The sequence below is a fragment of the Nocardioides sp. genome, assembly GCF_036267815.1.
GTDB lineage: Bacteria > Actinomycetota > Actinomycetes > Propionibacteriales > Nocardioidaceae > Nocardioides.
In genome coordinates this window covers 36,893-59,326 of record NZ_DATAVI010000064.1, presented here as the reverse complement: position 1 = coordinate 59,326, position 22,434 = coordinate 36,893, and the positions used below count along the sequence as shown (strand labels likewise).

Sequence of the window (22,434 nt, the reverse complement as noted above, 5' to 3'; positions counted from 1 at the left end):
GGCACAGACGTGCACGAAAAGAACGCCGACTCGGCCCCAAAGAGCACGGAAACTGCGCCGAGTCGTCATATGACGACTCGGCGTTTCCGTGCTCTTTGGGGCCGACTCGGCGTCCTTGCTAGCGCTTGCGGGCCAGGCTCACTCCGTCGCGGACCGGGAGCAGCACGACGTCGACGCGGTGGTCGGCGACCAGCGCCTCGTTCAGCGTGTCGATCGCCCGGTCGTCGTCGTTCTCGGGAGCCAGGACCCGGCCGTCGCGGAGCATGTTGTCGAGCACCATCAGCCCGCCCGTCCGTAGCCGCGGCAGGATCTCCTCGACGTACGCCGGGTAGCCGGTCTTGTCGGCGTCGATGAACGCGAAGTCGAGGTAGGGCTCGGTGCGCAGCGAGCGCAAGGTCTCGACCGCAGGGGCGATCCGCAGCTCGATCCGGTCGGTCAGGCCAGCCCTGGCCCAGTGGTCGCGGGCGACCGAGGTGTACTCCTTGCTCACGTCGCAGCACAGCAGGTGACCGTCGTCGGGCAGGCCGCGGGCGATGCAGATCGAGGAGTAGCCGGTGAAGGTCCCGACCTCGACCGCCTGCTTGGCGCCCGTCAGCCGCACCAGCATGGTGAGCAGCTCGCCCTCGTCGTGGCTGATCTGCATCCCCGACTGCGGTGCCAGGTCGCGGCGGGTGAGCTCGGCGAGGTCGCGCAGCACCTCGTCGGCAGGCTCGGAGTGGGCGAGCAGGTAGTCGTTGATCTCGGCAGCCACGATGTCCATGGGTCCGAGTCTGCCTCACGTCCTGAGTCGGTCCACCGGCCCACGTGACCGCCGTCGGCAGCGCGTGGTGCCGGGGCCGAGGCTGACGAGGTGGCGGGTCGCCCCGGGCAGGTTGCACCGGACCTACGGCGCGCTCAGCGGCCGACGGCGTAGCCCTGGTTGCCGCGCGGGTTGGCCCCCGCGCAGAGCAGCCCGGAGGCCGGGTCGCGCGAGACCGCACACAGCCGGCCCAGCAGCCAGGGCCGGACCGTCTCGACCGCGTGGCCGCGAGCAGCCAGGGCCGCGATCACGCCGGCACCCAGCCGGCTCTCGACGACGAGGCTCCCCGGCACCATCTCACGGGGGTAGAACGAGCTCGGGAACGAGTCGGTGTGGAACATCGGCGCGTCGATCGCCTCCTGAAGCTCCTGGCCGCCGACGAGCAGCCGGAGCAGGAGCACCAGCTGCCACTGGTCCTGCTGGTCGCCCCCCGGGGTCCCCACGGCGTGGGTCGGGAGGCCGTCGCGCAGGACGAGCGTCGGCGAGAGCGTCGTGCGCGGCCGGCGGCCGGGCGCCAGCGACGCGGGCAGCCCGTCGTCCAGCCACAGCATCTGGAGTCGCGTGCCGAGCGGGAAGCCGAGCTCACCGATCACCGGCGAGCTCTGGAGCCACCCGCCGGAGGGCGTGGCGGAGATGATGTTGCCGAAGCGGTCCACGACGTCGATGTGGCAGGTGTCGCCGCGGGTCTCACCGTCGCACGACACGGTCGGCTCTCCGAGCCCGGCGGCCTGCGAGGTCACCGCGATCTCGCCGCGCACGACGTCGGCCAGGCGTGGCTCCCGCCCGCCCGGCGACCCCGGCCGCAGCTCGCGCGAGGCCGACTCCGAGACCAGCGCGGCACGCTCGGAGGCGTAGCCCGAGGCGAGCAGCTCGGAGACCGGGACGCCGCTGCCGTCGCCGTACCACGCCTCGCGGTCGGCGAGGGCCAGCTTGAGCACCTCGGTGACCGTGTGGACCCCTTCGGCGGTGTCCGGGTCGAGCGCCGAGGCGGGCAGATGGTCGAGCATCGCCAGCGACTGGAGCAGCACCGGGCCCTGACCCCACAGGCCGGTCTTGGCCACCTGACAGCCCGCGAACGGGTAGGTGACGGCGGGCTCGTACGTCGCGTTCCAGGCCGCCATGTCCGCGCCCGTGATCAGTCCTGCGTGCGGTGACCCGCTGGAGTCTTGGAACGCCTGAGTCGCGAAGGCGTCGACCGCCTCGGCGACGAACCCCTGGCTCCACGCCTGCCGGGCCGCGTCGTACTGCGCGTCACGGTCGCAGGAGGCGGCCTCGGCCTCGCTCACCAGGCGCTCGAGCACGTCGGCGTACGCCGGGTTGGTCACCAGCTCCCAGGGCCGCGGCAGGTGACCGCCGGGGATCCAGAGCCCGGCCGAGGTGGGCCAGTGCTCGGTGAACAGCTGCTCCATGGTGGCGACGGTCGCCGCCGCGCGCGGCAGCAGCGGGTGACCGTGGCGCGCATACCCCTCGGCGTAGGCCAGAACGTCGCGCAGCCGCCGGGTGCCGTGGTCTCGGCCCAGCATCAGCCAGGCGTCCACGGCTCCGGGGATCGCGGCGGCCAGAAGCCCGGAGCCCGGCACGAGGTCCAGGCCCAGCTCGCGGAAGTGCGCGGCCGTCGCGCCCGCCGGCGCCGTCCCCTGTCCGCACAGCACGGTGGGCGCCGGGTCGTCGGCGGTGGCGAAGATCGCCGGCACCTCGCCGCCAGGTCCGTTCAGATGGGGCTCGACGACGTGCAGGACGAACGCTCCGGCGACCACCGCGTCGAAGGCGTTGCCCCCGGCCTCCAGCTCGGCCATCGCGGACTGCGACGCCAGCCAGTGGGTCGAGGAGACCATCCCGAACGTGCCACGCAACGTCGGCCTGGTCGTCATCTCGGTCATCGCGGCTCGCCCGCGGGACTCGCCGCGAGGTTGCGCGCCACCGCCGCGCACAGCTCGGTCGCCCTCCGGGCCCAGGCCGGGGACGCGCCGGCCATCCCGCAGGCCGGCGTGACGACGAGCTGCTCCCCCACCGCGTCGGGGTCCAGACCGAGGACGTCGAGCAGCCGCAGGACGCGCTCGGTCAGCGCCTTCTCGCCGGGCTCCGGGTCGGGGTCGTTGGCCGGGACGACGCCCAGGGCCACCCGCTCGCCCGCCTCCAGCGCCTCGGCCAGCACGTCGAGGTCGGCGGCGCCGAGCACCCCGAGGTCGGCGCTGAGCCCGCGCGCACCCGCGCCGCGGAGCAGGCTCCACGGCGTCTGGGCGGCACACGAGTGCACCCACGGCTCGCCGCCCGCCCGCGCGAGCACCCAGCCCAGCGCCTCGCCGGCCTCGGGCGGGTGGACCGACCGGTGCCGGCCGAAGCCCGAGGCGGTGGGCACGCTCCCGGCGAGCACCGCCGGCAGCACCGGCTCGTCGAGCTGGACGACGACATGCTCGGCGTCGACCCGGCGACGCACGTCGGCGAGGTGGACGGCGACCCCCTCGGCCAGTGCCTGGGCGAGCTCGCGCCGGGCGCCATGGTCGGCCAGGACCTTGTCGCCACGCGGCCTCTCGACGCTGGCCGCGAGGGTCCAGGGCCCGGCCACCTGGACCTTGAGCACCCCCTGGAAGCCCTGGGCCTGGTCCTCGAGCTGGTCGAGGTCCTGCCCGAGCATCGACCGGGCCCGACGGTGGTCGATCCCGGACCCGTCGGTGAGCCGCCAGCCGGCCGGCTGGAGGTCGAAGCCGAGGGTGTCGACCACGGCGAGGGTCCGGCCGACCAGTCCCGCCGCAGGCCCCCGCGCCGGCAGCTCGGGAAGGTAGGGCAGCCCGGGCGGGTCGCTCAGCTCGCCGAGGACGACGCGCACCGCCTCGGCGTACTCCTCGGCGTCGCTGCCCGGCCAGGAGCCGACGCCGCTCGCGAGGGTCACGCGGGAGCGCCGACCCGCGCGGTGGAGACGATGGTCGCGGAGCCCACGACGCGGCGTCCGTCGTAGATCACGGCGGCCTGACCGGGGGCGATCCCCTGGGCCGGGTCGTGCAGCTCGATCTCCACCAGCTCGTCGTCGGCGAGGCGCACCCCGGCCCGGTGCTCGGTGCCATGGGCACGCAGCTGGACGGTCGCCTCGAACTGCTGGTCCGCGGCCGGCGCGTCGCCGCACCAGCGCGGCCGGTCCGCGGTGATCCGGTCGACCGTGAGCGCGTCGCGCGGACCCACGGTCAGCGTGCCGGAGACCGGCTCGATGTCGAGGACGAAGCGCGGCTTGCCGTCGGCCGCCGGCCGGCCCAGGCGCAGGCCCCTGCGCTGGCCGATGGTGAACCCGACGGTGCCGTCGTGGCGGCCCAGCTCGGCGCCCGACTCGGCATCGACGATCGCTCCGCCGTCATTGGGGGCCCGCTCGCCGAGCCTCTCGCGCAGCCACCCGGCGTTGTCGCCGTCGGCGACGAAGCAGATGTCGTGGGAGTCCGGCTTGTCGGCCACCAGCAGACCGCGCTCGGCCGCCTCCACGCGCACCTGGGGCTTCGGGGTGTCTCCCAGCGGGAACAGCGAGTGCGCCAGCTGGTGCTGGGTGAGCACGCCGAGCACATAGGACTGGTCCTTGCCGGCGTCGACGGCCCGGTGCAGCTCGACCGAGCCGTCGCCGGCGTGGCCGATCCGCGCGTAGTGGCCCGTGGCGACGGCGTCGAAGCCCAGCGCCAGCGACCGGTCGAGGACGGCGGCGAACTTGATCCGCTCGTTGCAGCGCAGGCACGGGTTGGGGGTGCGGCCCGCGGCGTACTCGTCCACGAAGTCCTCCACGACGTCCTGGTGGAAGCGCTCCGAGAGGTCCCAGACGTAGAACGGGATCCCGATGACGTCGGCAGCGCGCCGGGCGTCGTTGGCGTCCTCGATCGTGCAGCAGCCGCGAGCACCCGAGCGGTACGACGCGGGGTTGCGCGACAGGGCCAGGTGGATGCCGGTGACGTCGTGTCCGGCATCGTGGACCCGAGCCGCGGCGACGGCCGAGTCGACGCCGCCGGACATGGCCGCGACCACCTTCACCGGGGCCGGCCCGATCGCGCGGTCACGGGAGGCGGGCGCCGCGAGCACGCTCGACGGCCGGACCGATCGCCGCGACCAGGGCCTCGACGTCGGACGCGGACGACGTACGGCCCAGCGTGAACCGCAGCGAGTGACGCGCCCCCTCCTCGTTGCAGCCCATCGCGAGCAGCACGTGGGACGGCTGGGGCACGCCGGCCGAGCAGGCCGAGCCGGTCGAGCACTCGATCCCGCGCGCATCGAGGAGCATCAGGAGGGAGTCGCCCTCACAGCCGGGAAAGCCGAGGTGGGCGTTGCCCGGGAGGCGGTGGTCGATGTCGCCGTGCACGTGGGTGTCGGGCACCACGGCGGTGACCCCGCCGATCAGGGAGTCGCGCAGGGCCGAGACGCGCTCGGCGTACTCCGGCTGGGCCTTCACCGCGTGTTCGACGGCCGTCGCGAAGCCGGCGATCGCGGGCATGTCGAGGGTGCCGCTGCGGATGTCGCGCTCCTGCCCGCCCCCGTGCAGGAGCGGGGTCAGCGACAGCTCGCGCCGGAGCACGAGCGCGCCGACGCCGTAGGGACCGCCGAGCTTGTGGCCGGTCAGGGTCAGTGCGTCGACGCCGCTGGCGGCGAAGTCCACGGGAACCGCACCGACGGCCTGCACGGCGTCGGTGTGCACCGGGATGCCATGGGCGGACGCGACCGCGACGATCTCCTCGATCGGCTGGAGGGTGCCGACCTCGTTGTTCGCCCACATCACCGAGACCAGGGCCACCGACGCGGGGTCGCGACCGACCGCGTCGCGGTACGCGGCCAGATCGAGCCGCCCGCGCGCGTCGACCGGCAGCAGCTCGACCACCGCGTGCTCCTCGGTCGCCAGCCAGTGCACCGTGTCGAGGACGGCGTGGTGCTCGACCGACGAGACGAGGATCCGCTCGCGGGCCGGGTCCGCATCGCGTCGCGACCAGAACAGACCCTTGAGGGCGAGGTTGTCGGCCTCGGTGCCGCCGGAGGTGAAGACCACCTCGCCGGGGCGGCAGTTCAACGCCTGCGCGATCGTCTCGCGCGACTCCTCGACCACACGACGCGCCGCTCGCCCGCTGGCGTGCAGCGAGGAGGGGTTGCCGACGTCGCCCAGGTGGGCGGTCATCGCCTCGACCGCCACCGGGAGCATCGGGGTGGTCGCGGCGTGGTCGAGGTAGACCGGCGGGCCGAGTTCGGTGTGGCCGGGATCGGGCACGGCGTCCATGTCGCACCCAGCCTACGGCGCCGCACCGGGCCGAGCGAACCCGCGCCTCACGGCCGGTGCGCCGCGTCCAGCCGGGCGCGCGCCTCGAAGAGCAGCACGGCGGCCGAGGCCGCCACGTTCAGCGAGTCCGCGCGGCCGTGCATGGGGATCGCCACCGGTGTCAGCCCGCACCGCCACTCGTCGCTGACCCCGGCTCCCTCGGAGCCCACCACCACCGCCGTACGCCCTGTCCCGAGCCCGGCGTCGCGGTACGCCGTCGCGCCGGCGGGATCGGCGACGTACGCCGTGAAGCCGGCCGTGGCGAGAGCCTCGCGGGCCTGCGGCACGGACGCGAAGGTGAGCACCGGCGTGGTCAGCACCATCCCCCGGCTGGCCAGGAACGCCTTGGGATGGGTCACCCTCGCCGTCGGGCGGGTGAGCAGCAGCGCGTCGGCGGCGCACGCGTCGACGGTCCGGACGAGGGTGCCGAGGTTGCCGGCGTACTCGATGCCGTCGGCGACCAGCACCAGCCGGGCCTGCTCGGTGAGCACGTCGGCCGGGACCCACCGCGGGAGCTGCACCAGCGAGAGCAGCGCCGGAGCCGTCGCACCGGGCTGGAGCCCGGTCAGCACCCGCGCAGAGATGCGACAGGCCCACCGGGCCCGACCGACGACCCGCGCGGCGAGGCCCACGAGGTCCGGGTCCGGTCGCCGTGCCGCTGCGGGGTCACCGGGGCACCACAGGGCGACCTCGACGTCGGCGTCGGTGCTCAGCACCGCCTCGTGTGCCCACGACCCCGAGACGGCGGTGACGTGGTCGGCACGAGGCAGCACGTTGCGACGGGCGCGCGAGTAGCGACGCACCTCGTCGTGCGAGCGGGCGGCGGCCGGCAGGCGCTCGAGCAGGGTTGCGGAGGTGGGGGCGGGCATGTCGGGCTCCGACGAGCAGGAGTGACGTCCTGACCGCGGGCCCCGCTCCGTGCCAGGGAGCGCGTGGGGGCGCGGTCGTCAGGCCGCCGGTCGGCGCCTGGCTGAGGTCACTCCTGGATACCCATGGCGAGAACCGTACTTACGCGTGCCGGGGGACGCACCTGAATTAGGGTGCGGCTCACTTGCGGTGGCCGTACATCTGGTTCATGCCCAGCCAGTCGCCCAGCCCCAGGGTGCGGGCGTAGGTCGAGCAGGGCGCCAGCTCGTGCTGCATCGTGAGGTTGCCGTGGCCGGAACCGGTGTGGGCCAGTCCGTAGGCGTGGCCCCACTCGTGGGTCACCGCGCCCTCGAGGTCCCACCTGTCCCGACACGACGAGGACAGCTTGGTCACCAGGTACTTCCCGTTGTCCAGCATGATGTCGGCGCCGGCGATCCGCCGGGAGCTGAGGTAGATCCAGTAGCAGGTCCAGCCCAGCAGGTCGCCGGACAGGTTGCCGAAGCCCACGACGTTGGTGGTGTTGGCCTTGCCGCAGGAGGGGCCCTTCGGGTGGATGTTCGGCTTGGCCCGGGTCCGCCCCAGATAGTGCGAGGCGGGCGTCTTCAGGCGAGGCTTGTGACAGGTGTTGCGACCCTTGCGCATGTTGCCGTTGCCGGTGCGGATCCGGGAGATCACGGTCTTGGCGTGCAGGCGCTTCGGCATCCGCGACACGTTCACGTGGTAGCGCAGGGAGGACGCCCAGGTGTTGCCCTCGAGGTTGAACGCGGGGTCGGCGCACGCCGGAGGGTCTGCCGAGACGACCTCTCCCCGTCGGTCCCCCGCTGCCCCCGCTGCCGCCGCCGCCGAGGTCGCCGAGATCGCCGAGGACGCCGTCGGGTGCACGACGCGCACCGAGCCGCCGGTGTTGGCGATGCTGAGCCCGGGTGCGGCCCCGCTCCGGCTGACACCCTCACCCGAGACGCTCATCCCCTCGGGGGGCACGACGAGCGAGACCCGGCCGTCGGTGACCACCCGGCCGGCCAGGGCGCAGCCCGCGGCGTCCAGCGACGGCAGGGCCGAGACCCGGACCGCCCCACTGCCCAGGCACCGGTCCTGGACCGTGCGCGCCGAGACCGGCTCGGTGGTGGACGCCAGCAGTCCGGCGATGCCGAGCGAGGCCACCACGGCGAGCAGCCGATGAGACGTCGTCATGAGACGATCCTGCCCGCCGGCTGCTCGCGCAAACCCGGTGGGGGTCGGGTGAGTCTCAGGTGCGGTCAAGCCCGCCTCGGGAGCAGCACCAGGTCGTCGCGGTGCACGACCTCGCGCTCGTACGCCGCGCCGAGCTCGCGCCGTAGCATCGCCGACGTCCTGCCCACCAGCGCCGGGATCTCCTCCGCGTCGAAGTTCACCAGGCCGCGGGCGACCGCAACGCCGTCCGGTCCGGCCAGGTCGACGGGGTCGCCGGCCGCGAAGACGCCGGTCGAGCCCGTCAGCCCCGCGGCCAGGAGCGAGGCACGCCGCTCGGTGACCGCGCGCACGGCCCCCTCGTCGAGCAGCAGGACGCCCTTGGGCTCGGTCGCGTGGGCCAGCCACAGCTGACGGGTCGGCCGGCGTCGCGCCGCCGCATGGAAGAACGTGCCGACCGGCTCCCCGGCGAGTGCCTGCTCGGCATCTGCCGCGGAGGTGAGGACGACGGGGATCCCGGCGCCGGTGGCGATCCGGGCCGCGTCGAGCTTGGTGCGGATCCCGCCGGTGCCGATGCCGGCGGCACCGGCCCTGCCGATGCGCACCCGGCCCAGGTCGTCGGTGAGTGCGACCTCGGCCACGAGCCGGCTGTCCGCGGCATCCGGCGGCCCGTCGTAGAGGCCGTCGACATCGCTCAGCAGCACCAGCAGGTCGGCATGGACGAGGTGGGCGACCAACGCGGCGAGCCGGTCGTTGTCGCCGAACCGGATCTCGCTGGTCGCCACCGTGTCGTTCTCGTTCACGATCGGCAGGACACCCAGCTCGAGCAGCTTGGCGAAGGTCTGGTGGGCGTTGCGGTAGTGGCTGCGCCGCGTCACGTCGTCGGCGGTCAGCAGCACCTGCCCGGTCACCAGGTCGTGGCGCGCCAGCTCCTCGGTGTAGCGGTGCACCAGCAGCCCCTGCCCGACCGCGGCCGCCGCCTGCTGGGTCGGCAGGGCCCGGGGCCGACGGGCCAGCCGCAGCGGGGCCAGGCCTGCCGCGATCGCCCCCGACGACACCAGGACCACCGCGATCCCGCGCGCGCGGGCGCCGGCGAGCACGGCGACGAGCCGGCGCAGCGCGGCGGGGTCGATGCCTCCCGCGGCGGTGGTGAGCGAGGACGAGCCGACCTTCACCACCACCCGGCGCGCTGCCAGGACTCGCTCGGAGCGGGACGCGGCGTCGTTCACGGGTCGCTCTCGTCGAGCAGGTCGGGGTCGTCGGCGGTGCCGATCTCGTAGCTTATCGGCCCGTCGCCGCGTCGCGCGCGGTCGATGCGCCCGGCCACGTCGGCGCGTGCCTCCTCCTCGGCACGCTCGGGCATCGCCTCGTCGATCTCGCGCCGGCGACGAGCCGCGGGACGGGGCTCCCCGAAGCGCTGGTCCTCGCCGCGCCGACCCAGCATCTCGACGCCGGCGTCGATCCCCGGCCGGAAGTCGAAGACGACGGCATTGTCGGGGTGCCCGATCAGGACGGCGTCACCCTCGACGGCCCCGAGCGCGACCAGCCGGGTCTCGACGCCGAGGCGGTTGAGCCGGTCGGCCAGGAAGCCGACCGCCTCGTCGTTGCTGAAGTCGGTCTGGCGCACCCACCGCTCGGGCTTGGTGCCCCGGACCCGCCACCCCCGGTGTCCCGAGCCGGTCGAGGGGTCGCCGGTCTCGGTCACGGTGAACTCGTCGCTGCCGTCGGCCGACGGCGGCCGGATCACGATCCGCTCGGCCGCGACCCGGGGCCGCGCGGCTCGTGCCACCTGGACGATCTCGGCCATGGCGAAGGTCAGCTGACGCAGGCCCTCTCCCGACGCGGCACTCACCGAGAAGACCCGCAGCCCGCGCGCCTCGAGGTCGGCGCGGACCAGGTCGGCCATGTCGCGACCGTCGGGGACGTCGACCTTGTTCAGCGCGACCAGCCGCGGACGGTCGTCGAGACCGCCGTACGACGCGAGCTCGCGCTCGATCACGTCGAGGTCGTCGAGCGGGTTGCGGCCCGGCTCGATCGTGGCGGTGTCGACCACGTGCACGATCGCGGCGCAGCGCTCGACATGTCGCAGGAACTCGTGTCCCAGACCCCGCCCCTCGCTGGCCCCCTCGATCAGCCCGGGGACGTCGGCCACCGTGTACGTCGTGTCGCCCGCGCTGACCACGCCGAGGTTGGGCACCAGCGTGGTGAACGGGTAGTCGGCGATCTTGGGCCGTGCGCGCGAGATCGCCGCGATCAGGCTGGACTTGCCGGCGCTGGGGAAGCCCACCAGGCCGATGTCGGCCACGACCTTGAGCTCCAGGACGATCTCCAGCTCGTTCCCGGGCTCGCCCAGCAGCGCGAACCCGGGGGCCTTGCGCTTGGAGCTGGCCAGTGCGGCGTTGCCCAGGCCGCCGCGGCCGCCCTCGGCGAGGACCAGCTCGGTGCCGGCGCCGACCAGGTCGGCGAGGACCGCCCCACCCGCCTCGGCCACGACGGTGCCGTCGGGCACGGGCAGCACGAGGTCGGCACCGTGGGCGCCGTTGCGGTGGCTGCCCGCGCCGTGTCCTCCGTGCTCAGCCTGGCGGCGGGAGGAGTGGTGGTAGTCCAGCAGGGTGGTCACCGCGGGGTCTACCCGCAGGATCACCGAGCCCCCCGGTCCGCCGTTCCCGCCGTCGGGGCCGCCCAGTGGCTTGAACTTCTCGCGGTGGACCGACGCCACGCCGTTGCCGCCCCGCCCCGCGGAGACGTGCAACGTCACCCGGTCGACGAAGGACGGGACGGCCACGATGTGCTCCTGAAACGAGGGAAGGGCGCCCCGGAGGCGGGGCGCCCTTCACTGCTTGGTCGGCGGGCGCTACTGGCCGGCCGGGACGATGTTGACGACGCGGCGACCACGCCTGGTGCCGAACTGGACGTTGCCCTCGACCAGGGCGAACAGCGTGTCGTCGCCGCCTCGGCCCACCCCGACGCCCGGGTGGAAGTGGGTGCCACGCTGCCGCACGATGATCTCGCCCGCGTTGACGAGCTGACCGCCGAAGCGCTTGACGCCGAGACGCTGGGAGTTGGAGTCGCGACCGTTCCTGGTGGACGCGGCGCCCTTCTTGTGAGCCATCAGATGTCCTTTCAGGCCTTGATGTCGGTGACCTTGACCTGCGTGTACTTCTGGCGGTGACCCTGGCGTTTCTTGTAGCCGGTCTTGTTCTTGTACTTCTGGATGATGATCTTGGGGCCCTTGGTGGCGCCGAGGACCTCGACGGTGACGCCCGCCTTGTCCAGACCGGTGGCGGTGACCTTGTCGCCGTCGACGGTCATCAGGACCGGCAGGGTCAGGGTGTCACCCACGGCCGCGTCGGTCTTGTCGATCTCGATGACGTCGCCCACGGCAACCTTCTGCTGACGGCTGCCAGCGCGCACGATCGCGTACACCGCGGTCTCCTCCAAGGTCTGGTCAGGCAGGTTCTGGTCACGCTGTGGTCGGCCCGAGCGCACCGCGGCGCCGGGACGGCGCTGCGGGGTGAGGGTCGAGGGCACGCCGCTGCGCGTCGCGCGGGCGGCCTGCGGGCTCATGGTACGGCGTGCGCTCCACGCTCCGCAAAACGAGGCGTCGCGCACCGGCGAGCCGAAGCCCGGAGAAACCCGCCGGCTCACGGCAACCACGGAAGCCGCTGCGCTCGTCCCAGAGCCGCACCACACACACGCACGCTCGCCCACCGCGACCGTACTCATCCAGGGGGTCACCCATGAACACGCTCACCCGTCTCCTCACCGGCGGCGCCGGCCTGGCCGTCGCCGTGGGAGGCCTGCTCGCACCGGCATCCCTCGCCTCCGCCTCGACGCCGACGTGCGGCAACGCCGACCTCACCGCGTCGTACCGGCACTCCGACGACGGGGCCGGCCACTCCTACGGATGGATCGTGCTGCGCAACACCTCGGGCCACACCTGCTCCACCGGTGGGTTCGGCGGCATCTCCTACGTCGGCGACGGGAACGGCACGCAGATCGGTGCCGCCGCGGTCCGCGTCGGCGGCGCGGCGAAGACCTACGTCCTGGTGCCCGGGCAGCGGCTGCGCAGCCAGGTCGACGAGGTCACGGCCCTGAACTACCCACGCAAGACCTGTCGCCGCCGGCACGTGGACGGCTTCCGGATCTACGTGCCCAACTCGACGCTCTCGCAGTACGTCGTCCACCCGACCACCGGGTGCCGCAACCACCACGTGAAGCTGATCCACCACAAGCCCTACCGCAGGCCGTAGCCCTAGTCAGCGCTTGCGCGTGCCGCCCTTGCGCTTCACCGGCACGTGCAGCGCGGGCGTGCCCTCGGTGACCTGCCCGTCGGCATCGGCGCTGGCCCCGGAAGGCTCCGCCGGGGCGGGCGGGCCGGCGGGCCGGGTCGCCGCGCGCCGGCGGGTCCGGGTGACGACCCGAGGCTTCTCGGGCTCGACGGGTGGGGCGACTGCTTCGGGAACCTGGGGCGTCTCGGACGGCTCCGGCGCTTCGGGGACCCCGGGCTCTTCGTCGTCGGGCCGCTCGGCCTCGTCGAGTGTCAAGGAGTCGTCGGCACCCTCGGCGGGCGCCTCGGCTGCCGTCTCGTCGGATCCGGTCGTCTCGGTCTCGGTCTCGGTCTCGGTCTCGGTCGTCTCGGACGTCTCGGGTGTCTCGGTCACATCGGAGCCGGTCAGGTCGGAGTCGACGAGCTGCTCGTGGTCGACCTCGTGGAGGTCCTCGAGGATGTCGACCTCGAGGATGTCGTCCTCGTGGTCCTCGTGGTCCTCGTGGTCCTGGTGGTGGTCGTCGTCGTGGTGGCGCGCCATCGCCGCGACGTCCTTGGGCGAGGGCGGCTTGGGGGGCTCGGCAGGGCTGTCACCCGCTTCGTCGCCGCGACCGCGACTGCGCCCGCGCCGCGCGCGGCGGGGCTCCTCCTCGGTCTTCCTCGGCTCCACCGGGGCGTCCTCGACGACGACCCCGCGCCCGTGGCACTGCGGGCAGTCGTGGGAGAACGACTCGAGCAGCCCGGTCCCGATCCGCTTGCGCGTCATCTGGACCAGCCCGAGCGAGGTCACCTCCGCCACCTGGTGGCGGGTCCGGTCGCGACCCAGGCACTCGACGAGGCGGCGCAGCACCAGGTCGCGGTTGGACTCCAGCACCATGTCGATGAAGTCGACGACGATGATCCCGCCGATGTCGCGGAGCCGGAGCTGCCGCACGATCTCCTCGGCAGCCTCCAGGTTGTTCTTGGTGACGGTCTCCTCGAGGTTGCCGCCCGAGCCGGTGAACTTGCCGGTGTTGACGTCGACCACGGTCATCGCCTCGGTGCGGTCGATGACCAGCGACCCACCGGAGGGAAGCCAGACCTTGCGCTCCAGCCCCTTCTTGATCTGCTCGTCGATGCGGAACGCCGAGAAGACGTCCTGACCCTTGGTCGGCTGGTAGCGCTCGAGGCGCTGCTCGAGGTCGGGCGCGACGTGGGTGACGTAGCCCTGCACGGTGTCCCAGGCGTCGTCGCCCTGGATCACCAGGCGGGCGAAGTCCTCGGTGAACAGGTCGCGGACGACCTTCAGGGTCAGGTCGGGCTCGCCGTACAGCAACGACGCACCGGCGCCCTTGGCGGCGGCCTTCTTCTCGATGTCGGCCCAGCGCGAGGTCAGGCGCTCGACGTCGCGGGTCAGCTCCTCCTCCGAGGCGCCCTCCGCGGCGGTCCGGACGATGACTCCCGCGTGCTCGGGGACGATCTCGCGCAGGAGCGTCTTGAGCCGGTTGCGCTCGGTGTCGGGCAGCTTGCGGGAGATGCCGCTGGTGGTGCCGTCGGGGACGTAGACCAGGAACCTCCCGGCCAGGCTGATCTGGCTGGTCAGCCGTGCTCCCTTGTGGCCGATCGGGTCCTTGGTGACCTGCACCAGCACCGTCTGGCCCGACGAGAGCACCGACTCGATCTTGCGCGGCTGGCCGTCCTTGTGTCCCAGGGCCGACCAGTTGACCTCACCGGCGTACAGCACGGCGTTGCGACCCTTGCCGATGTCGATGAACGCCGCCTCCATCGAGGGCAGGACGTTCTGTACGCGGCCGAGGTAGACGTTGCCGATCAGCGACGTCTGGGACTCACGGGCGACGTAGTGCTCGACCAGGACATTGTCCTCCAGCACCCCGATCTGGGTCAGTTCGTCGCGCTGCCGGATCACCATGACCCGGTTCACCGACTCACGACGCGCGAGAAACTCGGCCTCGCTGACGATCGGTGCCCGGCGCCGTCCGGCCTCACGGCCCTCTCGGCGTCGCTGCTTCTTGGCCTCGAGCCGAGTCGAGCCGCTCACGGCCGTGATCTCGTCGGCGGCGCTGCGACCGCTGCGCACCCGGGTGACGGTGTTGGCCGGGTCGTCCGCGGAGTCGCCGCTCTCCTCGCCCGCGCGCCGGCGTCGACGGCGTCGTCTCGTCGAGGCTGACTCGCCGCTCTCGGCGCCCTCGGCAGACGAGGAGGCCTCGTCGGCCGAGCCCTCGTCGTCGCCGGTCTCGTCGGAGCCGTCACCGGAGCTCTCTGCCGAGCCCGGCTTGCGACGACGGCGCCCTCCGCGGCGTCGCTTGCGTCGTGCGGGACCCTCCCCGCCGACGTCCGAGTCATCGGCAGCGGCGGCGCCGTCGCCGGCCGCCCCCGCAGGGGCGTCGGCCGCGTCCGCGGACGGCTCCTCGCCGGCGGCCTTCTTCGAGGCCGTCTTCTTCGCGGTCGTCTTCTTCGCGGTCGTCTTCTTCGCCGAGCTCTTCTTCGCGGTCCCCGGTGCGGACGTCGTCGCCTCAGGCGCCTGGAAGACCGCGGCCATGGACGGCCGTCCGTCGTCGTCGCCGGCAGCGGACCCGCCGTCGGCCTCCGCCGACTCCGGCGCGCTCGACGCGGCCTTCTTGCGGCTGGACTTCCGGGCCGGCTTCACGGTCCCGGTCAGGCCGGTGACGCCGTCCGAGGTCACGGGGGCGGTGTCGGCAGACGGGGTCGCCGCGGCTTCCGCCGTCTTGGCGGCCTTGGCCGTCTTGGCGGCCTTGGCCGTCTTCGAGGTCCTGGCCGCCGCGGCCGTCTTCTTCGCCGTCCGGGCGGGCGTCTCGCTCGCCACGGCGTCCCCGCCATCGGCCGGGGCGGCCACCTTGGCAACGCGCTTGCGGGTCCTCGTCGTGACCACGACGCCGGGGGCGTCGGTCGGGGCGCCCACGGGGGTGGATGGGACAGAGGGGGTGGTGTTCGCGGAATCGTCCGCGGTGGTGTCGGGCACTGTGCTCCTCGGTCCGGACGCCGCGTGCGGCCCCGGACGGGGTTGGACGCCGACGACCCGCGTGGACAGGGTCGAGGACGCAAAGCCTTCTGGGCGGCGACACCCCCCGCAGGTGCGTCACGGTTGTCCAGGATCCACAGACCGCGGTCGCAGGGCTCGGGCTGGTCGCTGTCACCGACTCAGCCGGCCGCGTCGCGGTCGGGTGACGACCTGGACTCGGTGTGCCGGCACCCACCTGGGAGGTGGGGGTCGGCGAGGAAGTCGTCGAACCGGTCTCGCGGCACGCCGCGTGATCGATCCCCTGGAGTATCGCACACGAGTGCGGCCAACCCAGCACTCTCGCGCACAACTCAGCCCGCCAGCGGGTCGCCGATCGTGCCGCGCGCCTCGTCCAGGGGGCCCTGCTGGAGCCGGGTGACCCACGGCGTGCCCAGGTCGTCGAGGCCCCCGACCCGGCTCACACCGGCCAGGACGTCGTCGGGCCGGACGGCCGGGACCAGGTGTCGCAGCAGCGCCGTGATCCGGGTGCCCGCGACCCCACCGACGTCGTGGGCCTCGACGTCCAGGGCCAGCACCGCCTCCCTGCTGTCGAAGGCGCGCAGACCCTTCTTCGTCATCCGCTCGACGCGCACCGACTCGCTGTCCCAGAACGCCGCGACCGCCGGCGCCACGGTGTCGGGCGGCAGGGCGACGTCGATCTGCCAGCGGCTGGCCTGGAGCCGGTCGGCGAGACTGCCCGGGGTGGCGACGACGACCTCGAGCACGTCCAGGCCGTCGGGGAGCGCCTGGTCGAGGTCCCCGGCGAGGGCGCCCGGATCGACGGTGTCGGCGAGCCCGATCTCGAGGTACTCCGCCTCGCTTGCCGCCCCGGTCGGCGACGCGCCGGCGTAGGAGATGCGTGGGTGGGGGTTGAAGCCCGAGGAGTAGGCCATCGGGATGCGGGCTCGGACCAGCGCCCGCTCGAAGGCCCGGCTGAAGTCGCGATGGCTGGTGAAGCGAAGCCGCCCGCGCTTGGCATAGCGCACGCGCAACCGCTGGACGGGGGGAGCCTGCTGCTCGGGCTGGTCGCGCACCGCGTCAGCGTAGTCACCCGGAAGGACCGCTCACGCCCGACCGAGGTGGGTGCGCGCCAGGGGTGAGAGGTAGATCGACCGCACCACCTCGCCGTCGAGCCAGGCGGTGAGCTCGGCGGCCTTGTCGTCGAGCGCCCGCTTCGTCGCCGGCGGGACGTCCTCCACGAGCACCACCTCGACCTCGCCCCCGTCGGGTTGGCACCACACGCCGACGATGCGGCCGTCGGCCCAGGCGGTCGGCCCGCCGTTGCCGTTGCGGTCGAACACGCTCTCGGCGTGCGGGCCGAGGTGGAAGCCACGCTCCTTCCACCCCATCGTCGTCGGGTCGAGCGCGGGCAGCAGCGAGACCCATGAGCCCGGCTCCGGCACCGGGTCGACATCGTCGGGCAGGACCCAGCCGGCTCCGCCGCTGTCGAGCGAGACCGGCACGGCGTCGACGTCGCACAGGGCACGACGCACCGCCGCCTTGGTGGCGCCCAGCCACCACACGAGGTCGGCCTCGGTGCCCGGACCGAAGGCGCGCAGCCAGGCCGCCACCAAGGCGGCGTACCCCTCGGTCTCCGACAGCGGTGCCGGCGGCTCGCCGAGCCACTGCGCGGCATCGGTCCAGCGGGGTCGGGAGGTCTTCCAGCCGCCGTCGTTCTCACCACGGACGATGGCGCCCGAGGCGGCCAGCGCGACGACCACCGAGGCGGCCACCGCCACGTCGGCCTGGTAGGTGCCCCGCCCCCTGGTCACGCGGGCGTCCAGCTCGGGCAGGGCCGCGCGGACCTGTGCGGTGGTGAGGGGACCGTCGTCGGCGATCATCTGGCGGACGGTCTCGAGCTGCTGCTCGGCCCAGGTCTCGCCGTCCGCCGCGATGCCGGCGCGCTGCATCTCCTGGGCCAGCCGCCGTCGCTGCTGACCCGCGACCCGGGCGCTCGCGCTGCCCCAGACTGCCGGCAGCAGCTCGGCCGGGAAGGCGAAGACGGTGCGCCGCATGGCCAGCTGCTTGACCACGGAGCGCTCGGCGTACAGCGCCCGGTCGACCTCGTCGCGGGCCACCCCGCTGCGCGCCCAGGCGGACAGGTGCACCGACGCGGGCTCCGTCGCATGCAGGCACACGACGGCTCGCGCGGCAGCCAGGGATCCGTCGACACCGCCGCCGACACCGGCGGCGAGCCCATGGCGCGCGCCCAGCCGACGACGGCGCTCGCCGTCGTCGATGTGTCGCGCCACGCGTCCCGGATCGCCGTCCCCCTGCCTCACGCCGACCATCCTGCCGGAGCGCTCCGACGGTCCGGTCCGGATGTGACGGAGCGCGGCGGCGGGTGCGAGGATCCGGCGGTGTCCACGGCGCGTCGATCCACCCTCGTGCTGACCGGGCTGATCCTGCTCTCCTTCAACCTGCGGCCCGCGGCCGTGAGCGTGGGACCGGTGCTGAAGGAGGTCCGCGACGGCCTCGGGCTGTCCGACCCGCAGGCCGGTCTGCTGACCTCGCTGCCCGTGCTCGCCTTCGCGGTCTTCGGTGCCCTGGCGCCGACGTTCGCCCGCGCGGCGGGGCTGCACCGCGCGATCGGCACCTCGCTCGCCGCCGTCGTGGTCGGGCTGGCCGGACGCGCGGCCGCCCATGACGAGCTGGTCTTCCTAGCGCTCTCGGGCCTGGCCCTGGCGGGCATGGCCACCGCGAACGTGCTGATCCCGTCGCTGGTCAAGCTGCACTTCCCCGACCGGATCGGCCGGGCGACCGCGATCTACACGACCGCGCTGGCCGTGGGCCTCACCTCGGCGTTCCTGCTGACGGTGCCGGTCGCCCATGTCTACGGCAGCTGGCGCGGCGGACTCGGCGTCTGGGCCCTCACCGCGCTGGTGGCTCTGGTCCCCTGGCTCGGGCTGGCCGCGAACGACCGCAACCTCGAGCGGGACCGGCGCTCGATCTCCTTCGGCGAGGTCGCGCGGACCCGGATCGGGTGGGCCATGGCGCTGCTGTTCGGGCTTCAGTCGCTCCAGGCGTACTCGATCTTCGGATGGTTCGCGCAGCTGTGGCGCGACAACGGCTACGGCGCGGAGCACGCCGGGCTGCTGGTCGGGATCGTGGCCGCGGTCAGCATCCCGCTGTCGCTGTGGCTGCCCGCGCTGTGCGCCCGGCTGGACAACCAGGTGGGGCTGATCGCCGGCGTGATCGCCTGCTACGTCGTGGGCTACGCCATGCTCCTGGTCGACGCGCACTCCCTGGCGGTGCCCGCCGCGGTCTTCATCGGGATCGGCTGCTGCGTCTTCCCGGTCGTGCTCACCCTGATCGGGCTGCGCGCTCGGACGGCCGACGGCACGGCCGCCCTGTCGGGGTTCACCCAGTCGCTGGGATATCTCCTGGCCGCCCTCGGCCCCTTCCTGATGGGAGCGATCTACGGTCACACGGGCGGCTGGACCGCCCCCCTGTGGCTGCTGCTCGCGCTCGTGGTCCCGCTCCTGGTCGCCGGCGCCTACGCCGGCCGGCCGGCGTACCTCGAGGACCAGCTCGGGCGGGGCTCCGCCAGCAGTCCGACCCGCGGCTCCACCAGCAGTCCGGCACAGTGAACGCGTGCCGGACGACGACGAGGGTCGCCACGGACCGCGTCTGGACCTGACGCCGCCCGGCTCGTGGCGCGCGGCCACCATCGCGGTCGCCGTCGTGCTCGCGCTCGTCGCCGCCTTCGGGGTCGCGGTGTGGGTGATCGGCTCCCCCGGCGGCAAGCCGAGCAACCTGGGTGCGAGCAGCCCGCCGACCGTGGTCACCGCCCCCACGTCCCCACCCCCGGATACCTCCTCCCACCATCACCGCCGGCTCCGCGAGCCGCTCCGACCGGTCAAGGTCCACCGCGATCCCGGCTGCCCGATCCGACCGCCGCAGATCGTGCGGGTGATGCAGTTCAACATCCATGCCGGGATCAGCCGGTACGGGGGCATCGGCCTGGCCCGCATCGCCGCCGAGATCAAGGCCGCCCACCCCGACGTCGTCAGCCTCAACGAGGTGGACAGCGGCACCGACCGCAGCGACCACGTCGACGAGCCGGCGTACCTCGGGGCGGCGACCGGGATGCGCGCCGTCTACGGCCCCAACCTCCACTACGAGGGCGGGCGCTTCGGCAATGCCATCTTGAGCAGGTTCCCGATCGAGTCGAGCCACAACACCCGGCTGCCTCGGACGGCGCACACCGAGCCGCGCGGGCTGCTCGAGGCGGACCTCCGGATCGGCCGGCGCACGGTCTCGTTCTTCTCGGTGCACCTCAGCCAGGGGCATCTGCGCGGAGCCGACGAGCGCGTCGGCGAGGCCGAGGCCGTCGCTCGCGCCATCCGGACGGCCACGACTCCGGTGATCGTGTCCGGCGACCTCAACTCACGCCCGACCGAGCTTCCGGTCAAGATCCTGCGGCAGTACCTCCTCGACGCCCAGCAGCAGGGCGGCACCGGGCTCGGGCTGACGGTGCCGGAGGGCGATCCGGAGAACCGGATCGACTACATCCTCTACGACAACCACTTCGGGATCGTGCCGGACAGCACCCAGGTGCTCCCCTCCGGCTCCAGCGACCACCGCTCGGTGTGGACCGAGCTGGTGCTCCGGCCGCCCGGCCAGTGCTGACCGGGCGCTGACCGGGCGCTGACCGGGCGCTGACCGTGGTGGACACCTGCGGCGCTTCGCGCCGCCATCGGTCACGATGGCCTGGTGAGTCGTCGTGCGGCCGGGCTGTTCCTGGCCCTGGGCCTGGTGTGGGGCATCCCCTACCTGCTCATCAAGGTCGCCCTCGAGGAGATCTCGCCGGCGCAGCTCGTGCTCGCCCGCACCGGGATCGCGGCGCTCGTCCTGATGCCGATCGCTCTGGCACAGGGTGCCGTGCGACCCGTCCTCCAGCAGTGGCGCTGGCTGCTGATGTTCGCCACCGTCGAGATCGCCGTCCCGTGGGTGTTCCTCGGCGAGGCGGAGACCCGGCTGCCGAGCTCGACCACCGGCCTGCTGGTCGCGGCCGTCCCGCTGGCGGGCCTGGCGATCGCGTTCGCGACCGGACGCGCCGAGCGGCTCACCCCCGGCGCCTGGCTCGGACTCACCCTCGGGCTCGTCGGCGTCGCCGCGCTGGTCGGCCTCGACGTGAGCGGCTCAGACCTGGGCGCCGTCGCCGAGGTCGGTGTCGTGGTGGTGGGGTACGCCGCCGGTCCGGCCATCTTGAGCCGGCCGCTGCAAGGGCTGCCCGGGATCGGGATCATGGCCTCGGCCCTGACCGTCACCGCCCTGGTCTACGTCCCCGTGGTGCTGGCGTCCGACGGCGTGCCGGGCCCGGTGCCCTCGGGCAAGGTCGTGTGGTGCGTGCTCGCCCTGGCGACGGTCTGCACGGCGGCGGCGTTCATGCTGCTCTTCGCGCTCGTGGGCGAGGTCGGTCCGGTCCGCGCCACCACCATCACCTATCTCAACCCCGCGGTCGCGGTCGTCGCCGGCGCGGTCTTCCTCGGTGAGCAGGTCACCGTCTGGACCGTGGTCGGGTTCGTCCTGGTCGTCTCCGGCTCCTACCTGGTCAACCGGCGAGGCCGCCCCGCCCGGCCCGCCGAGACCGACATCGTCGGCGCGGCCACCCCCACCTGCGCGTAGCCTGCCCGGATGTCGTCACGACTCCTTGCCGTGGCCTTCGAGGCCAACGACCCCGCGCAGGTCGCGACCTTCTGGGGAGGCCTCCTCCAGCGGGAGGCCACGCCAGACCCGCGCGGCTACCTGCTCCCGGGCAGCGCCACCCAGGTCGGCCTCCGGTTCGTCACGACGTTCACCGACGTCTTCGCGCGTGAGTCGGCACCTCGTCGCCTCCACCTGCACCTGACCAGCGCCGACCCGGAGGACCAGCGGCGAACGATCGAGATGGCCCTGCTGCTGGGAGGGCGGCACCTCGATGTCGGCCAGCTTCGCGAGGAGGATCACGTCGTCCTGGCAGATCCCGACGACAACGCCTTCTGCGTGATCGGTCCGGGCAACCGCTTCCTGGCCGGGTGCGGCCACCTCGGTGAGGTCGCGTGCGACGGGGGCCGCGAGGTCGGCGTGTTCTGGCACGGCGTCCTGGGCTGGCCCCTGGTGTGGGACCAGGACGACGAGACCGCGGTGCAGTCGCCCGACGGGGGCACCAAGGTCGCCTGGGGTGGGCCGCCGGTGGCTGCGAAGATGGGTCCCAACCCGCAGCGCTTCGAGCTGGCGGCCGACGACCTCGCCGCCGAGGCCGCGCGACTCGTGGCGCTCGGGGCATCGCGGACCGGCGAGCGGGACGGTGGCATGGAGCTCACCGACCCGGGTGGCAACGAGTTCGTCGTCTTCGGCTGACTCGCGACGCCCGGCCCCGTCAGGTGACGCGCGCGGTGAGGTAGTAGCAGGCGACCTCGGGAGTCCCGCCGTACCCGTCGGGCAGGTACGGCGCCGGCCCGGCGACCTCCTCCGCGGCCCAGACCCCCTCGGCCTGGAGGCGCTCGACGACCGCCGGGCACTCGCGCTCGAGCCACAGGTCCTCGCGCTGCGTCACCACGACGACTCCCCCGGGCCGCGTCACCCGGGCAAGCTCACGCCAGATCCCCTCCACGTCGGGCAGGTAGGTCATGACCCCGACGCAGGAAACGGCGTCGACGCAGGAGTCCTCGAGCTCGAGCCGGCGCTGGAGGTCTGCGGGCGCCAGCTCGTCGTAGGCTCCGCGCTGGCGAGCCCTCGCCAGCGACTCCTGGGAGATGTCGAGGCCCCGGAGGTGCCCGGCGAACCCGAGGTCGCGCAGGGCGCGCCCGACGAGCCCCGTGCCGCACCCGACGTCGAGTACCGACCCGGCGGCCGGCTGACCGGTGAGGACCTTGCGAGCCACCACCTCGGGAGCCTGGTAGTGCCACGACGCGAGGTCGTCGTCGTAGCTGTGGGCCCAGGCGTCGTAGCGGCTTGCGACCTCCGCGGGGTCGCTGGTGCCCGCGTCCAGCCAGTCGCCGATGGTCGCCTCGTCGTCGTCCATGGGCACAGCCTGTCCTAGGCGGCGACGCCTGTCT

Annotated in this window: 20 protein-coding genes; 5 read left to right on the top strand and 15 right to left on the bottom strand. The window is 73.5% G+C overall.

The features are described from left to right. Positions 1 to 118: 118 nt before the first annotated feature. From VHW64_RS14530 to rplU, 11 genes are all read right to left on the bottom strand, one after another. The gene (locus VHW64_RS14530) at positions 119 to 760 is read right to left on the bottom strand and encodes an O-methyltransferase (protein WP_329651283.1); all 642 of its coding nucleotides are present in this window, start codon (positions 758 to 760) and stop codon (positions 119 to 121) included. 134 nt (positions 761 to 894) lie between these two features. Further along, positions 895 to 2,679 (bottom strand): gamma-glutamyltransferase family protein, encoded by a 1,785-nt coding sequence (locus VHW64_RS14525; RefSeq protein WP_329651282.1) that lies wholly within the window; start codon positions 2,677 to 2,679, stop codon positions 895 to 897. After that, positions 2,676 to 3,689, bottom strand: a complete 1,014-nt coding sequence (locus VHW64_RS14520; RefSeq protein ID WP_329651281.1) for a methionine synthase — start codon at positions 3,687 to 3,689, stop codon at positions 2,676 to 2,678. The genes VHW64_RS14525 and VHW64_RS14520 overlap by 4 nt, the downstream gene beginning before the upstream one ends. Further along, the gene (gene mnmA / locus VHW64_RS14515; protein ID WP_329651303.1) at positions 3,686 to 4,801 is read right to left on the bottom strand and encodes a tRNA 2-thiouridine(34) synthase MnmA; all 1,116 of its coding nucleotides are present in this window, start codon (positions 4,799 to 4,801) and stop codon (positions 3,686 to 3,688) included. Before mnmA ends, VHW64_RS14520 begins: the two co-directional genes overlap by 4 nt. A 22-nt stretch (positions 4,802 to 4,823) precedes the next feature. Continuing rightward, a complete protein-coding gene (locus VHW64_RS14510) occupies positions 4,824 to 6,029 on the bottom strand; it encodes a cysteine desulfurase family protein (RefSeq protein WP_329651280.1) in 1,206 nt (401 codons plus the stop codon). Positions 6,030 to 6,076: 47 nt separating this feature from the next. Next, complete coding sequence (locus VHW64_RS14505) at positions 6,077 to 6,937, bottom strand: TrmH family RNA methyltransferase (RefSeq protein ID WP_329651279.1); 861 nt, start codon at positions 6,935 to 6,937, stop codon at positions 6,077 to 6,079. A 178-nt stretch (positions 6,938 to 7,115) separates the two neighbouring features. Beyond that, positions 7,116 to 8,126 (bottom strand): hypothetical protein, encoded by a 1,011-nt coding sequence (locus tag VHW64_RS14500; protein WP_329651278.1) that lies wholly within the window; start codon positions 8,124 to 8,126, stop codon positions 7,116 to 7,118. 65 nt (positions 8,127 to 8,191) lie between these two features. Beyond that, the gene (gene proB / locus VHW64_RS14495) at positions 8,192 to 9,331 is read right to left on the bottom strand and encodes a glutamate 5-kinase (protein WP_329651277.1); all 1,140 of its coding nucleotides are present in this window, start codon (positions 9,329 to 9,331) and stop codon (positions 8,192 to 8,194) included. Next, positions 9,328 to 10,887 (bottom strand): GTPase ObgE, encoded by a 1,560-nt coding sequence (obgE, locus tag VHW64_RS14490; RefSeq protein ID WP_329651276.1) that lies wholly within the window; start codon positions 10,885 to 10,887, stop codon positions 9,328 to 9,330. The genes proB and obgE overlap by 4 nt, the downstream gene beginning before the upstream one ends. Before the next feature lie 69 nt (positions 10,888 to 10,956). Next, entirely contained in the window at positions 10,957 to 11,214 is a 258-nt protein-coding gene (gene rpmA, locus VHW64_RS14485) for a 50S ribosomal protein L27 (RefSeq protein WP_329651275.1), read from the bottom strand. An 11-nt stretch (positions 11,215 to 11,225) separates the two neighbouring features. Then, positions 11,226 to 11,528: a 50S ribosomal protein L21 gene (rplU, locus tag VHW64_RS14480; protein ID WP_329651302.1), complete on the bottom strand. Its 303-nt coding sequence runs from the start codon at positions 11,526 to 11,528 to the stop codon at positions 11,226 to 11,228. 314 nt (positions 11,529 to 11,842) lie between these two features. On the opposite strand from rplU, the gene VHW64_RS14475 reads away from it, so the two are divergent. Further along, on the top strand, positions 11,843 to 12,355 hold the full coding sequence (locus VHW64_RS14475; RefSeq protein ID WP_329651274.1) for a DUF4232 domain-containing protein: 513 nt from the start codon (positions 11,843 to 11,845) through the stop codon (positions 12,353 to 12,355). 6 nt (positions 12,356 to 12,361) lie between these two features. On the opposite strand, the gene VHW64_RS14470 is transcribed toward VHW64_RS14475, so the two are convergent. The 3 genes from VHW64_RS14470 to VHW64_RS14460 all read right to left on the bottom strand — a co-directional run bounded on the left by VHW64_RS14470 (position 12,362) and on the right by VHW64_RS14460 (position 17,673). After that, the gene (locus VHW64_RS14470) at positions 12,362 to 15,292 is read right to left on the bottom strand and encodes an Rne/Rng family ribonuclease (protein ID WP_329651273.1); all 2,931 of its coding nucleotides are present in this window, start codon (positions 15,290 to 15,292) and stop codon (positions 12,362 to 12,364) included. 410 nt (positions 15,293 to 15,702) lie between these two features. Beyond that, a complete protein-coding gene (locus tag VHW64_RS14465) occupies positions 15,703 to 16,425 on the bottom strand; it encodes a TIGR03936 family radical SAM-associated protein (RefSeq protein ID WP_329651272.1) in 723 nt (240 codons plus the stop codon). 30 nt (positions 16,426 to 16,455) lie between these two features. Beyond that, entirely contained in the window at positions 16,456 to 17,673 is a 1,218-nt protein-coding gene (locus VHW64_RS14460) for a winged helix DNA-binding domain-containing protein (RefSeq protein ID WP_329651271.1), read from the bottom strand. A 78-nt stretch (positions 17,674 to 17,751) separates the two neighbouring features. On the opposite strand from VHW64_RS14460, the gene VHW64_RS14455 reads away from it, so the two are divergent. The 4 genes from VHW64_RS14455 (at position 17,752) to VHW64_RS14440 (ending at position 21,736) form a co-directional block, all read left to right on the top strand. Next, entirely contained in the window at positions 17,752 to 18,981 is a 1,230-nt protein-coding gene (locus VHW64_RS14455; protein WP_329651270.1) for an MFS transporter, read from the top strand. Positions 18,982 to 18,985: 4 nt separating this feature from the next. Then, complete coding sequence (locus VHW64_RS14450; RefSeq protein WP_329651269.1) at positions 18,986 to 20,023, top strand: endonuclease/exonuclease/phosphatase family protein; 1,038 nt, start codon at positions 18,986 to 18,988, stop codon at positions 20,021 to 20,023. Positions 20,024 to 20,107: 84 nt separating this feature from the next. Further along, complete coding sequence (locus VHW64_RS14445; RefSeq protein ID WP_329651268.1) at positions 20,108 to 21,022, top strand: DMT family transporter; 915 nt, start codon at positions 20,108 to 20,110, stop codon at positions 21,020 to 21,022. 9 nt (positions 21,023 to 21,031) lie between these two features. Continuing rightward, positions 21,032 to 21,736, top strand: a complete 705-nt coding sequence (locus VHW64_RS14440) for a VOC family protein (protein ID WP_329651267.1) — start codon at positions 21,032 to 21,034, stop codon at positions 21,734 to 21,736. 19 nt (positions 21,737 to 21,755) lie between these two features. Here VHW64_RS14440 and VHW64_RS14435 read toward each other — a convergent pair whose 3' ends face one another. Then, on the bottom strand, positions 21,756 to 22,400 hold the full coding sequence (locus tag VHW64_RS14435; protein ID WP_329651266.1) for a class I SAM-dependent methyltransferase: 645 nt from the start codon (positions 22,398 to 22,400) through the stop codon (positions 21,756 to 21,758). Positions 22,401 to 22,434 lie beyond the last annotated feature (34 nt).